Annotated in this window: 19 protein-coding genes; 6 read left to right on the top strand and 13 right to left on the bottom strand. The window is 71.7% G+C overall.

Annotated features, from left to right (window positions below; genetic code table 11):
• Positions 1-156: 156 nt before the first annotated feature.
• Positions 157-1473, bottom strand: coding sequence for a VTT domain-containing protein (locus C3486_RS07160; RefSeq protein ID WP_103831741.1), 1317 nt, complete (start codon positions 1471-1473; stop codon positions 157-159).
• A 209-nt stretch (positions 1474-1682) separates the two neighbouring features.
• Positions 1683-2441: a MerR family transcriptional regulator gene (locus tag C3486_RS07155; RefSeq protein ID WP_103831740.1), complete on the bottom strand. Its 759-nt coding sequence runs from the start codon at positions 2439-2441 to the stop codon at positions 1683-1685.
• A 138-nt stretch (positions 2442-2579) separates the two neighbouring features.
• Here C3486_RS07155 and leuE point away from each other — a divergent pair, with 138 nt between their 5' ends.
• Positions 2580-3242 (top strand): leucine efflux protein LeuE, encoded by a 663-nt coding sequence (gene leuE / locus C3486_RS07150; protein WP_103831739.1) that lies wholly within the window; start codon positions 2580-2582, stop codon positions 3240-3242.
• A 46-nt stretch (positions 3243-3288) separates the two neighbouring features.
• On the opposite strand, the gene C3486_RS07145 is transcribed toward leuE, so the two are convergent.
• The 4 genes from C3486_RS07145 to C3486_RS07130 form a co-directional block, all read right to left on the bottom strand.
• Positions 3289-3927: a PadR family transcriptional regulator gene (locus C3486_RS07145; RefSeq protein WP_103831738.1), complete on the bottom strand. Its 639-nt coding sequence runs from the start codon at positions 3925-3927 to the stop codon at positions 3289-3291.
• Positions 3928-3974: 47 nt separating this feature from the next.
• Entirely contained in the window at positions 3975-4556 is a 582-nt protein-coding gene (locus tag C3486_RS07140) for a DinB family protein (RefSeq protein WP_103831737.1), read from the bottom strand.
• Between the two features lie 125 nt (positions 4557-4681).
• Positions 4682-6139, bottom strand: a complete 1458-nt coding sequence (locus C3486_RS07135; protein WP_103831736.1) for an aldehyde dehydrogenase family protein — start codon at positions 6137-6139, stop codon at positions 4682-4684.
• A gap of 63 nt (positions 6140-6202) precedes the next feature.
• Complete coding sequence (locus C3486_RS07130; protein WP_103831777.1) at positions 6203-7066, bottom strand: helix-turn-helix transcriptional regulator; 864 nt, start codon at positions 7064-7066, stop codon at positions 6203-6205.
• Positions 7067-7390: 324 nt separating this feature from the next.
• On the opposite strand from C3486_RS07130, the gene C3486_RS07125 reads away from it, so the two are divergent.
• Positions 7391-7948 (top strand): ATP-binding protein, encoded by a 558-nt coding sequence (locus C3486_RS07125; protein WP_181138466.1) that lies wholly within the window; start codon positions 7391-7393, stop codon positions 7946-7948.
• Between the two features lie 131 nt (positions 7949-8079).
• On the opposite strand, the gene C3486_RS07120 is transcribed toward C3486_RS07125, so the two are convergent.
• The 5 genes from C3486_RS07120 to rpmG all read right to left on the bottom strand — a co-directional run bounded on the left by C3486_RS07120 (position 8080) and on the right by rpmG (position 10450).
• The gene (locus tag C3486_RS07120) at positions 8080-8319 is read right to left on the bottom strand and encodes a DUF397 domain-containing protein (RefSeq protein ID WP_103831735.1); all 240 of its coding nucleotides are present in this window, start codon (positions 8317-8319) and stop codon (positions 8080-8082) included.
• A 182-nt stretch (positions 8320-8501) separates the two neighbouring features.
• Positions 8502-8738: a 30S ribosomal protein S18 gene (rpsR, locus tag C3486_RS07115; protein WP_031058550.1), complete on the bottom strand. Its 237-nt coding sequence runs from the start codon at positions 8736-8738 to the stop codon at positions 8502-8504.
• Positions 8739-8832: 94 nt separating this feature from the next.
• A complete protein-coding gene (locus C3486_RS07110) occupies positions 8833-9987 on the bottom strand; it encodes a GTP-binding protein (RefSeq protein WP_103831734.1) in 1155 nt (384 codons plus the stop codon).
• Positions 9987-10277 carry a type B 50S ribosomal protein L31 gene (locus C3486_RS07105; RefSeq protein ID WP_103831733.1) on the bottom strand — a complete coding sequence of 97 codons (291 nt, stop codon included), beginning with the start codon at positions 10275-10277 and terminating at the stop codon, positions 9987-9989. Before C3486_RS07105 ends, C3486_RS07110 begins: the two co-directional genes overlap by 1 nt.
• Positions 10278-10285: 8 nt before the next feature.
• The gene (rpmG, locus tag C3486_RS07100; protein ID WP_103831732.1) at positions 10286-10450 is read right to left on the bottom strand and encodes a 50S ribosomal protein L33; all 165 of its coding nucleotides are present in this window, start codon (positions 10448-10450) and stop codon (positions 10286-10288) included.
• 61 nt (positions 10451-10511) lie between these two features.
• On the opposite strand from rpmG, the gene rpmB reads away from it, so the two are divergent.
• The 3 genes from rpmB to tatA all read left to right on the top strand — a co-directional run bounded on the left by rpmB (position 10512) and on the right by tatA (position 11422).
• Positions 10512-10748, top strand: coding sequence for a 50S ribosomal protein L28 (gene rpmB / locus C3486_RS07095; protein WP_103831731.1), 237 nt, complete (start codon positions 10512-10514; stop codon positions 10746-10748).
• Position 10749: 1 nt separating this feature from the next.
• Positions 10750-11055 (top strand): 30S ribosomal protein S14, encoded by a 306-nt coding sequence (gene rpsN / locus C3486_RS07090; protein WP_103831730.1) that lies wholly within the window; start codon positions 10750-10752, stop codon positions 11053-11055.
• A 169-nt stretch (positions 11056-11224) separates the two neighbouring features.
• Entirely contained in the window at positions 11225-11422 is a 198-nt protein-coding gene (gene tatA, locus C3486_RS07085; protein ID WP_103831729.1) for a Sec-independent protein translocase subunit TatA, read from the top strand.
• Positions 11423-11442: 20 nt separating this feature from the next.
• Here the strand turns inward: tatA and C3486_RS07080 are convergent, their stop codons facing one another.
• Together C3486_RS07080 and C3486_RS07075 are read right to left on the bottom strand one after the other, a co-directional pair.
• Positions 11443-12036 (bottom strand): Uma2 family endonuclease, encoded by a 594-nt coding sequence (locus C3486_RS07080; protein WP_258052648.1) that lies wholly within the window; start codon positions 12034-12036, stop codon positions 11443-11445.
• A gap of 105 nt (positions 12037-12141) precedes the next feature.
• Positions 12142-12915 carry an alpha/beta fold hydrolase gene (locus C3486_RS07075; protein ID WP_103831728.1) on the bottom strand — a complete coding sequence of 258 codons (774 nt, stop codon included), beginning with the start codon at positions 12913-12915 and terminating at the stop codon, positions 12142-12144.
• A 164-nt stretch (positions 12916-13079) separates the two neighbouring features.
• On the opposite strand from C3486_RS07075, the gene C3486_RS07070 reads away from it, so the two are divergent.
• Complete coding sequence (locus C3486_RS07070) at positions 13080-14756, top strand: bifunctional 3'-5' exonuclease/DNA polymerase (RefSeq protein WP_103831727.1); 1677 nt, start codon at positions 13080-13082, stop codon at positions 14754-14756.
• Positions 14757-14910: the final 154 nt, after the last annotated feature.

Genomic DNA, 14910 nt, shown 5'->3' with positions numbered 1-14910 from the left:
CCCGTGGCGCGCGGGGCGGGGGTTCGGGTGGTGGTGATGGGGGGTGAAAAAGCCGCCCTGGACGCCGTGAAGGCGCCCCTGGGCCGCTCCGCGGCGTGCGGAGGCGGCAGGGACGCCGGAGGGCGGTGCGGTACGGGATGAAGGGTGCGCAGCCGGTCAGCGCTTGGCGTGGCGGCCACGGCGGCCGTCACCCGGGGGCTGTTGCTGGTCCTGCGGGTGCGGCTGCTGCGGCCCCTGCTGAGGCTGCTGCGGCTGAGAATAATACTGCTCCGGCCGGTCCCCCTGCTGCGCGGGACCGCCGTACGGAGCGTCTTCCGGCCGGCCGCCGTACGGCGCCTGCGGGGACTGCTGCGGCTGCTGTCCGTAGGGCGCGCGCGGGGGCTGCTGACCGCCGTACGGAGGCTGCTGCGCCTGCTGCCCGTAGGAGGGCTGCTGACCGCCGTACGGCGCCTGGCCCTGCGCCCCGCCCCGGCCGTACGGGTCCTGCGGCCGGCCGTACCCCTGCTGCCCCTGGTCGTAGCCCGGCCGACCCTGGCCGTAGGACGCCTGGTCCCCGCCGTACGACGCCTGTTCCCCGCCGTAGGGCGGCTCCTGACGGCCGTACGGCTGCTGCTGGTGGCCGTACGGGGGCTGCTCCTGGGCGTAGGGGGGCTGCTCCTGGCCGCCGCCGTACGGGGAGGCGGCGTGGCCGTCCCGGCCGCCGTAGGGGGCCTGCTGCCGGCTGTCCGGCGCGCCGTACGGAGCGCGCTCCCCGCCGTCGTGCGGCAGGCGCGGCATCGGCTGGGTGGCGTCCGCCGGGCCGCCCGCGACCGGGCCGGACGTCGCCGGCTCCGCGCCCTCCGCTGCCGCCTTCTTGGCCTTGCTGCGGCCGCGGAGGTACTCGATGGCGATCGGCACGACGGAGATCAGCACGATGAGGACGAGGATCGCCTCGATGTTCTTGTGCACGAACTCGATGCCGCCCAGCGCCGCGCCGAGCAGCGTCACGCCCGCGCCCCACAGCGTGCCGCCGATGACGTTGAAGGTGATGAAGGAGCGGTAGTTCATCCGGCTGACGCCCGCGATGATCGGCGTGAACGTGCGCACGATCGGCACGAAACGGGCCAGGATCAGGGACTTCGGGCCGTGCTTCTCGAAGAACTCGTGCGCCTTCTCGACGTTCTCCTGCTTGAAGAGCTTGGAGTCCGGCCGCTTGAACAGCGACGGCCCCACCTTCCGCCCGAAGAGGTAGCCCGCCTGGTCACCGAGGACCGCGGCCAGCACGATCAGCAGACACACCAGCCACAGCGGCCGGTCCAGCTTGCCCGCCGTGACCAGCAGGCCCGTCGTGAACAGCAGGGAGTCGCCGGGCAGGAAGAAACCGATCAGCAGGCCGGACTCCGCGAAGACGATGACCAGCACGCCGAGCAGGCCGAACGTGCCGATCAGGTAGTCCGGGTCCAGCCACTGGGGGCCGAGCGCGAGGGTGTTCACGGTGTGCAGGGCTCCTGGGTCGAGGGCGCCGGATCGGGCAGTCGCGGAATGCGGGGTACAGGCGCATTGTGCGGCCCAAAGCTATCAACGCCGTGTGCCGCCCCTTGGTTCCAGCTGTCCGGCCGGGCCGTTCCGCGCCCGGCCGGACGACTGGGTACCCCTCGTGAGCGGCGCCACACCCTCCCCGGGAGTGCCCCCGGGCGCGGCCCTCAGGAGTGGCGTGCCGCGTTCGCCAGCACGGCGTCCCGCATGTACACCGCGAGCCCCGGCCGGATCCCGTCGTACATCGCGGCGAACCGCTCGTCCGCGACGTACATCTCGCCGAGACAGCTGTGCAGCTCGTGCGAGCACTCGTAGTGCCGCCGGCAGATGAAGGTCCGGTGCTCCTCCGCGACGTCCATCGCCGCCTCGGAACCGGCCGGCACCCCCTGTGCCAGCAGCTCGGCCATCCGGCCGTGGATCGCGTCGAGCTCAGCGGTCAGCCGCTTCCAGTCCTCCTTGGTGTAGCCGGCGGCGCGCCGCTGCGACTCCTTGTACGCCTCGGTGTCGCCCCAGCGCCGCTGGACCTCGTCGGCGTACTGGTCCGGGTCGTGGTCCCCGAAGACCTCGAACTTCTCCTCGGGGGTGAGGTTGATGCCCATCCTGCGTGCCTCCATCGCGGTCTCCACGGCCGCGGCCATCTTCTGCAGCTTCTCGATCCGGGCGGTCAGCAGCTGGTGCTGGCGCCGCAGGTGCTCCTGCGGGTCCGCTTCCGGGTCGTCGAGCAGGGCCGCGACCTGGTCGAGCGGAAAGCCGAGCTCCCGGTAGAACAGGATCCGCTGCAGCCGGTCGAGGTCGGCGTCGTCGTAACGCCGGTGTCCCGCACGGTTGCGCGCGCTCGGCGAGAGCAGTCCGATCTCGTCGTAGTGGTGCAGGGTGCGCACGGTGACGCCGGCGAACCCGGCGACCTGTCCCACGGAGTACGTCATCTCCGCTCCCTCCTCGGTACGCCCCTCACGATGGCTCCTCACGTCGCGTGAGGTGCAAGCCCGCCGCTCGCCGGAGCCCGGCGTCCGCATTCCGGAAAGCGGATGAGCCGTCCCGCCGGCGGATGGCATCCTTCGCCCATGCTGGGGATAACCGATCTTCCGACGTACCTCGCGGGCCTCGCGCTGATCATTCTGCTGCCGGGCCCGAACTCGCTGTACGTCGTCTCGGTGGCGGCGCGGCGCGGCCCGAAGGTGGCCTATCGCGCGGCCGCCGGCGTGCTGTGCGGCGACACGGTGCTGATGACGCTCTCGGCCGGCGGCGTGGCGTCGCTGCTGCAGGCCAGCCCGCTGGCCTTCGGGATCGTGAAGTTCGCGGGCGCGGGCTATCTGACCTGGCTGGCGATCGGAATGCTGCGCGGCGCTGTGGCGATGTGGCGCGGCCGGGAGGCCCGCAAGGCCGCCGAGGAGGGCGCCGGGGCGCGGCCCAAGGAGGAGACCGAGCGGCCGTACCGCCGCGCCCTCGTGGTGAGCCTGCTCAACCCGAAGGCGATCCTGTTCTTCATCTCCTTCTTCGTGCAGTTCGTCGACCCGCACTACGCGCACCAGACGCTGTCCTTCCTGGCGCTCGGCGCGTGGGCCCAGCTGTTCAGCCTCACGTACCTGTCGATCCTGATCTTCAGCGGTACGTACCTGGCGGCCACCTTCCGCAAGCGCCGCCGCCTCACCGCGGGGCTGACCGCTGGCGCCGGCGCGGCCTTCCTGGGCTTCGCGGCCAAGCTGTCGATGGCCGGGACGGGCTGAGCCGGAGGTTCCGTACCGGCCGGGCGGCGGGGCGGCGGGGCCTGCCTCAGCCGCCGGGCCGGAAGGGCGGCTTGTCGGCGAACGGGTTCTCCGTGCCCTCCGGGAGCACGCCGACGAACGGCTCGCCCTCGCCCGCGAAGACGTACGCACCGCCCTCGATGCGGGCGATCAGGGAGCGGGCCCAGGCCACCCCGGTGTCCGCGGCGTGCACCCACATGTTCATGATCTCGCCGATGTGGCCGAGCTGCTCCGGGCCGTCCTCGGGGACGTAGTGCCCGGTGACCTCGGCGCGCCAGGCCGCCAGGTCGCGCACCCGCTCCCGCAGGAGGGCCACCGCCTCCTCGCGCGGCAGGTCGACCATGAAGCCGATGCCCGCGCTCAGCACGTCCAGCTTCTGGTCGTGCCGGGAGAGCGCGGCCCGCAGCAGCGCGAAGTACTCCGCCTCACCGGCGTCCGTCAGCTCGTACTCCGTGCGCGGCGGGCCGCCGGCCGTGCTGGGCGCGGTCTCGTGCGCGTGCAGCAGTCCCTGCTTCGCCATCTGCTTCAGCGCGTGGTAGATCGATCCCGGCTTGGCGTTCGACCACTCGTGGGCTCCCCAGTACTCCAGGTCGTTGCGCACCTGGTAGCCGTGGGTCCGGCCGTGCTGCCGCACGGCTCCCAGTACCAGCAGCCGGATCGCCGACATCGCTCAGCGCTCTCCTCGTCCCCGGACGTGACCTTGCGGTCAGCACGCTACTGCCCGGCGGCGTCCGCGCCCTGCTGCCCCTCCTTCTCGCGCAGCGCCCGCTCCTCGTCGACCAGTGCGAAGGCGGTCCGGCCGTCCAGGGACTCGCGGACGATGTCGGCGTGGCCCGCGTGCCGGGCGGTCTCCTCGATCAGGTGCAGCACCAGCCAGCGCATGGACTGCCGGGCCTGCGGCGGGAACCACGGCGCCGCGGGCAGCGGGAAGGTGTCGTCCAGGCTGGGCACCGCGCGGATGAACTCCTCGGTCTCCCGGGCCACCCGGTCGTAGAAGGCGAGCATGCCGGCGACCGTCTCGCCCTCCTCCAGCCGGAAGCTGAGGTGCCAGGTGCTCTCGTCCCGCTGGATGGAGCGCGGCCGCTGCTGGGCCATGTCCAGCCAGTTCAGCTCGGTCTCCGCGACGTGCTTGAGCAGTCCGGACAGGGACAGTTCGCTCGCGCTGGGGCGGCGCGCCGCCGCCTCGTCGGACAGCCCGAGCAGCGCGCGGCGGATGCCGCCGCGCTGGGCCTCCAGGAACGCCAGGAGCGCGCCGCGCTCGTCGCCGGTGGTCTCGGCAGGCACGTGAGTGGGCATGGCAGCCGCCTTTCGTCGCTTCGCGGTGCCGGGGAGGGATCTCTCCGGCACCGCTGAAGCTACGGGCCTTTGCGGTCAGATTCTGTCCGCAAGGGCAGGACGCTCGGAAAGCGCCGGGAAAAGGCTCAGAACGGGAACAGCGTCCGTTCGTGCTGGATCGACACCCACTTCTGCGTCGTGAAGGCGTCCACGGTCGAGTCACCGTTCAGCCGCCCGACGCCGGACGCCTTCTCGCCGCCGAAGGCCACCAGGGGCTCGTCGTGCACGGTGCTGTCGTTGATGTGGATCATGCCGGTCTCGATCTCCCGCGCCACCCGGGCGCCGCGCTCCACGTTGCCCGTGTGCACCGCGCCGCTCAGCCCGTACGGGGAGTCGTTGGCCAGGCGAATCGCTTCTTCCTCGCCGTCGAAGGAGCCGAGCAGCACCACCGGGCCGAAGATCTCCTGCCCGTGCAGCGGGGAGTCGGCCGGCAGCCCCGCCAGCACCGTCGGCTCGACCAGGTTGCCCTGCGTACGGCCGTGCACGAGGGGCGTGGCCCCTTCGGCGATCGCCCGCTCCACCAGTGCGGTCAGCGCCTCGGCCTGGAAGCTGTTGATGAGCGGGCCGATGTGGGTGTCCGGGTCGCGCGGGTCGCCGGTCTTGAGCTTCTTGACCTTGGCCACGAACTTCTCGGTGAACTCCTGCTCCACGCGGCGGTCCACGAGGATGCGGTTGGCCGCCATGCAGACCTGGCCCTGGTACACGAAGCGGCTGAAGACCGCGGCGTCCACGGCGTAGTCGAGGTCCGCGTCGTCCAGCACGATCAGCGCGCTGTTGCCGCTCAGTTCGAGGATGGCGCGCTTGAAGTGCCCGGCGGTGACGGCGGCGACGTGGCGGCCGACCTTGTCCGAGCCGGTGAAGGAGATCACCCGGGGCACCGGATGCTCTATCAGCGCGTCCCCGATCTCCGCGATGTCGGTGACCAGGACGTTCAGCAGGCCGGCCGGCAGGCCCGCGTCCTCGAAGATCTTGGCGATCAGGCCGCCGCCGACGACCGGGGTGTTCTGGTTCGGCTTGACGACCACGGCGTTGCCCAGCGCCAGCGCGGGCGCCACCGACTTCAGGGTGACCAGGAACGGGAAGTTGTACGGGCTGATCACGCCGATGACGCCGACGGGCAGCCGGTAGACGCGGTTCTCCTTGCCCTCCACGGGGGACGGCACGATGCGGCCCTCGGGGCGGAGCGCGAGTTGCACCGCCTCGCGCAGGAACTCCTGTGCCGTGCGCACTTCGTAGGCGGCCTTGACGCGCGTGCCGCCGAGCTCGACGACGATCGCCTCGATGATCTCTTCCTCGCGCTCCTGGACGATGCGCAGCGCGTTCTCGAATATCAGCCGCCGGCTGTACGGATTGGTCCGCGCCCACTCGCGCTGTGCGCGTTCGGCGGCCCGGTACGCCTCGTCGACCTGGTCCACGCCCGCGACGGTGACCGACGCGAGCTTCTCCTGGTCATAGGGGTTGAAATCGATGATGTCCCACGAGCCGCTGCCGACCCGCCACTCACCGTCGATGTACTGGAAGGCCAGGTCGGAGAAGAAGGACATGGTCGTTCCTACTCTGTGCGGGCGCCTGTGGGGTGGCTGATCCGACGGCATTCTACTGACGAGTCACGTGAGTTGGAGCAGTCCACGAAGAAGATCCCGGGTCCGGGCCGGATCCAGGCTCTCCTCCTGCAGGCTGGTCATCACCCGCTCGTACTGCCCGACTTCCTCGGCCTTGTCCAGGTACAGCGCACTGGTGAGCTGTTCCAGGTAGACGATGTCGGAGAGGTCGGACTCGGGGAAGCGCAGCACGGTGAAGGCGCCGCTCTCGCCCGCATGGCCGCCGAAGTTGAAGGGCACGACCTGCAGCCGCACGTTCGGACGCTCCGAGATGTCGATCAGGTGCTGGAGCTGTCCGCGCATGACGGCGCGGTCCCCGTAGGGGCGGCGCAGCGCGGCCTCGTCCAGTACGCAGTCGAACTGGGGCGCCCGCTCGGCTATGAGGAGCTTCTGCCGCTCCTGGCGCAGCGCGACGCGGCGGTCGATCTCGGAGGCAGCGGCCCCCGGCATGCCGCGGCTGACGACGGCGTGCGCGTACCCCTCCGTCTGCAGCAGCCCGTGCACGAACTGCACTTCGTACGTGCGGATGAGCGAGGCGGCGCCTTCCAGCCCCACATATGTCTGGAACCAGCCGGGCAGCACATCGCCGAAACTGTGCCACCACCCCGCCACATTGGCCTCCCGTGCCAGCCCGAGGAGGGAATCACGCTCGGCCTCGTCGGCCACGCCGTAAAGGGTGAGCAGGTCGGCCACGTCCCGCGCCTTGAAGCTCACCCGCCCCAGTTCCATGCGGCTGATCTTCGACTCCGAAGCGCGGATCGAGTATCCGGCCGCCTCACGTGTTATCCCGCGGGACTCTCGCAGCCTCCGCAGCTGCGACCCCAGCAGGATGCGCCGCACCACAGATCCGCTCGACTCACTTGCGGTCACAACTTCGACCCTCCCGTGACCCACCCCGTCCAACAGTGAGCGGCAGTCTGCCACGTCCGGGCTCCGTTGCGTGCTCAACCGGTTACGGATATGAGCCCCTTCTCGCACCGCCGGTAAAGAGCTGGACAAGAGGGCGTAGGAAGAATTACGTCGCTATACATACGGCAGTACACAAAGTGGACGTCTGCACGTGCATCTGCCCTTGCATCTGCCGTAGGCATTCGGAACCATGGACCTCGCACACATGCACGCTCGTGAAAGACCCGCGAGATCTGGGCACACCCGTCTGGATCGTGACGTCCGCGAACGCCAGGAGTGCCTCGCATGGGGACCAAGGTTTCGGCCATGCTCGCGCCGTTATGGCAGGGGCTCCCGCCAGTCGACCCCGCAGCCATCTCCGGCTCCGTCACCTGGACCCTGCGACCGCAGTACGAGTCCGTGCGCGGCGCCCGCCAGTTCACCCGCGAGACGCTGCAGCGCTGGAACATGGACGAGCTCTTCGACAGCGTCGCGCTCGTCGTGTCCGAGCTGGTCACCAACGCGCTGCGGCACGCGGCACCGGAGCGGGACGCGACCGCGGACGGGGCGGCGTACGAGGCCGCTTACGGAGCCGAGGACCTCACCCCGCCGAAGCTGCACCTGATCCGCTGGGCGGGCCGGCTGGTCTGCGCGGTGCGGGACGGCAGCGACGCCTCACCGGTCGAGGGCGAGGCAGACTTCTCCGCCGAATCCGGGCGCGGGCTCTACCTTGTGGACTCCTTCAGCGACAGCTGGGGCTGGCACCGGCTGGAGGACGCCGCGCACGGCAAGGTCGTCTGGGCGGTCTTCGACGTGCCCCGGGTCCCTGCCCAGGCGGCGGCACCGGCGTCCCGGGCGAGCTGAACCTCACACGTCACGGCACGCGCATGCGCCTTCATGCGCCACTTGCACGCGCACCCGGCGCATGAAGGTGCAGAGACCCGCCGCTCGGTCACGTACGCGGCGGCAGGAGCAGTCCCGTACCGGGCGTCGGGTCAGTCCCGCACGAGGTGATCGAACTCACCGTCCTTGACGCCGAGCAGCATCGCCTCGATCTCGGCCGGCGTGTAGATCAGCGCCGGACTGTCGGGGAAGCGGGAGTTGCGCACCGCCACGTCACCGCCGGGCAGCTTCGCGAACTCCACGCAGGTTCCGTTGGAGTTGCTGTGCCGGCTCTTCTGCCACACCACTCCGTCGAGATCCGATGCGGCCATGCCGTTGTACGCGTGGGGCACAGGTCTCTCCCGGTGAGAAATGGTGTCAACTGCCCGGGATCATAACTCTGTTCATATGCCGATGCTCGCGCAGATGCACGTGCACGACAGCGTGTGGCCGGCCCGTCACAGCTCGTCGGACCCCTCCGGTCCGCCGGGCTCCCTTCCCCGCCTCCCCCTCTCCCATGCCCGGCGGAGTACGGTCACCGGGACGCGTAGGGCAGCAGCGCCATCTCCCGGGCGTTCTTGATCGCCGCGGCGATCTGCCGTTGCTGCTGGGCAGAAACCCTGGTGATGCGGCGGCTGCGGATCTTCCCGCGGTCGGAGAGGAACTTCCGCAGCAGGTCGGTGTCCTTGTAGTCGACGTAGGTGATGCCGGCCGCGTCGAGCGGGTTCGGACGCGGCGCGCTCTTCTTGCGCGGGTCGGGGCGGCGGGGCATGAGAGACGTTCCCTTATGGACTCGTACGGTCAGAAGACGACCGAGAATTGATGTAGTTGCATGACGCACTCGTATTGCGCTTGACGGACGCGGCCTACGGCACCGGGTCGAGGAGTTCGTCGAACGCGGTGGACAGCCGGCGCCAGTGGTCGCGGCCCCGCGCGTACTCCTCGTCCGTGAGCAGACAGGACTCCAGCAGCGCCGTCAGCCCCTCCCGGTCCAGGCCGGGCGAGGTGAACACAAGGTGCTGCGCCCGGTCACCGTGCTCGGGGTCCCAGTCCAGCGCCGCGGCCGCCCGGCGCACCGGCGGCACCATCTCCCACGCCGCGTCCGGCAGCGCGGCCAGCCAGGGCCCGGTGTCCTCCACGCAGAGCGCGCCGCCCGCCGCGTCCCAGGACAGCAGGGTGTCCGGCCGGTCGGCCAGCCAGAAGCGGCCCCGGCTGCGCGCCGCGGCACAGCACAGGTCCTCCAGCGCGGCGTGCAGCCGGCCCGGGTGGAACGGCCGCGTACGGTGCCACACCAGGGTCGAGACGTCTTCCTCGTCGGCCTCCTGCGGCAGCAGCGCACAGGCCGGGTGCTGCCGCGCGGCGGCCGCCGCCACGTCGAAGCCGGCCACCGCGGCGGCCGCCAGCTCCGGCGACGCCACCGGGATGCGCAGCGCGGTGGGGTGCAGCTGAGCCAGCAGCGCGTCGTCCGACGCGTCGCCCGGCTCCTCCCCCGGCGCCACGACCAGCACCGGCGGGTACTCCAGCTGGCGCGCCCAGGTGTCCGCCACGGTCCGCTGGTCGGAGGCGGCGGCCGCGAGGCCCGCCTCGGCCAGGTCGTCGCCGCAGCCGAGGTACGGCAGCAGCAGCGCCGGGTCGACGGCCGTCATGACGCCGGTCAGCACCAGCGACTCACCGCCGCAGGCGTCGATCACCTCGGCCATCGCCCGGGGCTCCACGGAGTCCCACAGCTCCACGACGGCCAGTCGGCAGGTCCGGCCGTCCGCCAGCCGCTCCAGCTCGGGCACCAGGTCCTCGCGCAGCGCGCAGCACGCGCAGTCGTTGACCAGCGGTGCCTCGCCGCTGTCCAGCAGGCCCGTGGCGTCCCGCACGGTGCGCAGGACTCGGCCGTCGGCGGCGGTGGCGAGGTCGTGGTGGAGCGCGACGCTGCCGGGCACGGTGCGCAGCAGCCGCTCGACGGTGGCCCGGCGGGCTTCCGCGTGCAGCCCGCCGACGATCACCACGGAGAGCCGGTCGCCGCCCATCAGCGGTCCCCGCGCTCACCGTCGGCCGCGCGCGGGCCGCCGGGCGTCCGCTTGCCGTACCGGCGCTCGAAGCGCTCGACGCGGCCCGCGGTGTCCAGTACGCGCGCCGTCCCCGTGTAGAAGGGGTGGCTCGCCGACGAGATCTCCACGTCGATCACCGGGTAGGTGTGGCCGTCCTCCCACTCGACGGTCTTCTCGCTGGTGGCGGTGGACCGGGTGAGGAAGGCGAAGCCGGCGGCCCGGTCGCGGAAGACGACGGGCCCGTACGAGGGGTGGATTCCGGGCTTCATGACGCTGCTCAGCGCTCCTCTCGGAAGTCGACGTGGCGGCCGGCGACCGGGTCGTACTTCTTCAGCACCAGCCGGTCGGGGTCGTTACGGCGGTTCTTGCGGGTGACGTACGTGTAGCCCGTGCCGGCGGTGGACCGGAGTTTGATCACGGGGCGTATCTCGTTGCGGGCCATACGGGCTACTATACAGAAACGAAACTCATTTTCATTAAGGACTCAGTAGGAGGTAGCTCACGTGTCCGCCCACTGCCAGCTGACCGGCCGCGCGCCGGCCTTCGGCAACTCGATCTCCCACTCGCACCGGCGTACGTCCCGCCGCTTCGACCCGAACATCCAGCGCAAGCGTTACTGGCTGCCCAGCGAGAACCGCTACGTCCGGCTGCGGCTGAGCGCCAGGGCGATCAAGACCGTCGACACGATCGGCGTCGAGGCCGCCGTCGCCCGCATCCGCGCCCGTGGGGAGAAGGTCTGACATGGCGAAGAAGAGCAAGATCGCGAAGAACGAGAAGCGCCGCGTCGTCGTCGCCCGGTACGCGGCGCGCCGGGCCGCCCTGAAGGCGGTCATCCGCGACCCGAAGACGCCGGACGAGGAGCGCCTGGCCGCCCAGCGCGAGCTGCGCCGCCAGCCCCGCGACGCCAGCGCCACCCGGGTGCGCAACCGCGACAGCATCGACGGCCGGCCGCGCGGCTACTTCCGCGCGTTCGGCCTGTCCCGCGTCAGCCTGCGCGGCCAGGCGCACGCCGGGCATCTGCCGGGCGTGACGAAGTCCAGCTGGTAGACGGACCCGCGACACCGGGGCCGGGCCGCGTTCACCCGCTTCTCGGCCCCGGTTTCCCTTTCGTACCGCCGTACCGGGCATACTGATCGGAACGTCCGATTCCGTACCGCGCGTACGGGCGCGCGGCTGCGGCCCCCACGGGAACGCACCCCTACGAGAGCGAGCCCCCATGTTCCGCAATGCCCTCGAACCCTGGCACCTGGTGCTGATCCTCGCGGTCGTCGTCCTGCTCTTCGGCTCGAAGAAGCTCCCGGACATGGCCCGCGGCCTCGGCAAGTCGATGCGCATCCTGAAGTCCGAGGCCAAGGCCATGAAGCACGAGGACCAGCCCCACCCCGCCGACCGGAAGGCCGTCGGCCAGGAGTGACGCCCCCGCCGGGGCAGCGCTCAGAACTCGCTGGTGTCCAGGTCGAACCCGAGCGGTTCGGGCAGCGTGAGCACCTTGGAGAATTCCACCGTCTCCACGCGGCCGTAGTGGTCCCCGGCCGGTTCCGTACAGAGGACGGCCGATCCGGCGGTCCGGTCGATCAGCAGGTAGCAGGGGATGCCGGCCCGGGCGTATCCCTGCAGCTTCTTGATCCGGTCATTGGCCGCGGTCGAGTCCGAGGTCACCTCGCCGACCAGGAGGACGGGGCCGGGGTCGTGCCAGAGCGCGTCGGTGTCGAAGCTGCCCTTCGGAGCGATGATCAGGTCGGGGATGACCTTGCCGGTGCCGGAGGCGCGGGGAATGTGCAGGCCGATCCCCGTATAGGTCCGCAGGGCCCTGTCCTTGCGGCGACCGGCCACTTGGTCCACGACCTCTGTCACGATCTCTTCGTGCCGGCCGTTCGGCGGTGGCACCACGTGGATCTGTCCTTCGATCAGTTCCACGCGCCACCCCTTGGGGGCAGCAGCGCTCAACGCGTCGAAGGCGTCCTCGACCGAAGCGGCCACGCGCTCGCCGGGCTCGTACAGATCACTCTCAGGAACAGGCAGTGCCACGGTGGACCTCCTTCGTGCGGAGCGACTCTGTCAGGCTGATCGGCCGTTCCGGCCCCCAGAGGAACATTCCTCACTCGATCGTGTGTTCAGTGACGTTTCTGCAGGTCAGAACGTCCACAGGAACTCCTCCATCACCGTGGCCAGGGCCACCGGTGTCTCGTGCATGGGGTAGTGGCCGGCGCCCGGGAGGGTGAGGACCTCGGCGTTCGGGTACCAGGTCTGCCATGTGGCCCGCATGACGTCGGCGGTGAGGGCGAGGTCGTGCTCGCCGACCACGACGCGTACGGGGACGGGGTTGCCGCGCACCGCTTCGGAGAGGTCCAGCGTGTGCCAGCTGGCGAGGTAGCGGGCGTGCGCCTCCGGGCGGGACGCCGCCATCGAACGGCGGACCATCTTCTGCTGCCACACCCGGCCCGTGCGGTGGCCGGTCACGAGGTCGAGGATCGTGCGGCGCTTCTCGGGGTCCTCGGACGCTCCGTAGAAGAGGGCACGCGTCGGCTCGTCCATCGGGTACGGCCCCGCGGGCACGGGGGCGAGGCCCAGCAGCCGGGTGACCCGGCCGGGCGCCCGGACCAGCACCTGCTGGATCGCCTTGCCGCCCATGGAGTGGCCGACCAGCGCGAACCGTTCCCAGCCGAGCTGGTCGGCGAGGGCCAGCACGTCGTCGGCGATCTCGGCGAGGTCATAGCGGCCGGGCACGTCCCTGCGCTCGCCGTACCCGCGGTAGTCGAGCAGCGCGTACGTGAAGGCGTCACCGTCGAGGTACTCCAGGGCCGCGCCCCAGGCCGCACACGTGTCGAACCAGTCGTGCAGCACGATGACGTGGCGCGGCCCCGAACCGACGAGGCGGTGCGTGACGGACTGCTCGGTACGGGTCATACGGCGGCTCCCTCGTCGGTGTCCTGTCCCGTGGTGCTCACCTCGTATGGTCCCGCTGTCCACGCCCCGAGGACAGACGCCGGAGGCCGGCGACCGCCGCCGTCCGGAGCCGCCGGCCCGCGGGCTGCGGGGGATTGTCGTACCCCGGTGCGAAACTCGGGCACATGCGGTGGCTGGTGGGTGACGCGGGGAGCGGGGGTGTGCGGCTGTGCCCGGTGGACGGCGAGGGCCGGCCCGCCGGGCCCGTCGTCGAGGAGCCGGACCTGGTCACGGCGGTGCGGGCGCGGCCAGAGGCGGAGCGCTGGGTGTGGCGGTCCACGGCCGAGTCGTACCGGAAGCTGCTCGCGGCGGGCGTGCGGGTCGAGCGGTGCTACGACGTCGAGGCGGCCGAGGCGCTGCTCATCGGGTACGAGGAGGGCCAGTCGGGCCAGCCGCGGTCGCTCGCGGCGGCCTGGGCGCGGCTGCGCGGCCTGCCGGTGCCCGAGGATCCGCCGGTGCGGACCGCGGACACCCAGCCCTCGCTCTTCGACGCCGGCCCGGTGCCGCTGCCGCCCGGCACGGACGAGTTCACGGCGCTGCTGGAGGTGTACGCCGGGCAGCTGGCGCGTACGGAGAAGACCGAGCGGCCCGAGCGGATGCGGCTGCTGCTCGCCTCGGAGTCGGCCGGGATGCTGGTCGCCGCCGAGATGCGGCGGGCCGGCGTGCCCTGGCGTGCCGACGTGCACCGTGCGCTTCTGGACGAGCTGCTGGGCGAGCGCTATCCGGGCGGCCTGGAGCCGCAGCGGCTGGCCGAGCTGGCGGACGAGGTGTCCCGCGCCTTCGGGCAGGGCGTGCGGGTCCGCCCCGACCTGCCGGCCGACATCATCCGGGCGTTCGGGCAGGCCGGCATCAAGCTGTCCTCGACCCGCAAGTGGGAGCTGCTGCGCATCGACCATCCGGCCGTCGCGCCGCTGCTGGAGTACAAGCGGCTCTACCGCCTGCACACCGCGCACGGCTGGTCCTGGCTGCAGCAGTGGGTGCGCGGGGGCCGGTTCCACCCGGAGTACCTGCCCGGCGGCACGGTCTCCGGGCGCTGGGTCACCAACGGCGGCGGCGCCCTGCAGATCCCGCGGGTGATCCGGCGGGCCGTGCGCGCCGACCCCGGGTGGCGGCTGGTGGTCGCGGACGCCGACCAGATGGAGCCGCGGGTGCTGGCCGCCGTCTCCCGGGACCGGGGCCTGATGGAGGTCGCGGGCAGCGGCCGTGACCTGTACGCCGACCTGGCGGCGCGCGCCTTCGGGGGCGACCGCGCGCAGGCCAAGCTGGCGCTGCTCGGCGCGATCTACGGCCAGACCTCGGGCGACGCGCTCAAGCACATGGCGGACCTGCGGCGCCGCTACCCGGCGGCGGTGGCGTACGTGGACGACGCGGCGCGGGCGGGCGAGGAGGGCCGGCTGGTGCGCACCTGGCTCGGCCGGACGTGCACCCCCGCCTCGGTGGCCGCGCCCGACGAGGCGGGCCTGCCGCAGGAGGAGGCCCCGGCCGCGTACGGCAGCACGGCGGCCGCCCGGGCCCGCGGCCGCTTCACCCGCAATTTCGTCGTACAGGGCAGCGCCGCCGACTGGGCGCTGCTGGTGCTGGCCGCACTCCGCCGGTCGCTGCACGAGGCCGGGATGCGGGCCGAGCTGGTCTTCTTCCAGCACGACGAGGTGATCGTGCACTGCCCGGCCGAGGAGGCCGAGGCCGTCGCGGACGCCATCGCGGCTGCCGCCGACCTGGCCGGACGGATCGCCTTCGGGCCCACGCCCGTGCGGTTCCCGTTCACCACGGCGGTGGTGGAGTGCTACGCGGACGCGAAGTGAGCCGCGGTACGGTGCGGCGCCCGGAGCGCGGTGACCCGAAGGGGGCGCTGCCGGGCCGGGGAAAGGCGCCCGGACAGGCTCTAAACTCCGAGGAGGCCCCGGTGCGGCCGCCGGGCCGTGCGCACGTGGACGACCGCCATCCGGGAGAGGACCA

It is taken from the genome of Streptomyces sp. Ru73, assembly GCF_002920575.1.
Lineage (GTDB): Bacteria > Actinomycetota > Actinomycetes > Streptomycetales > Streptomycetaceae > Streptomyces.
This window is presented reverse-complemented; position numbering and strand designations above follow the sequence as displayed.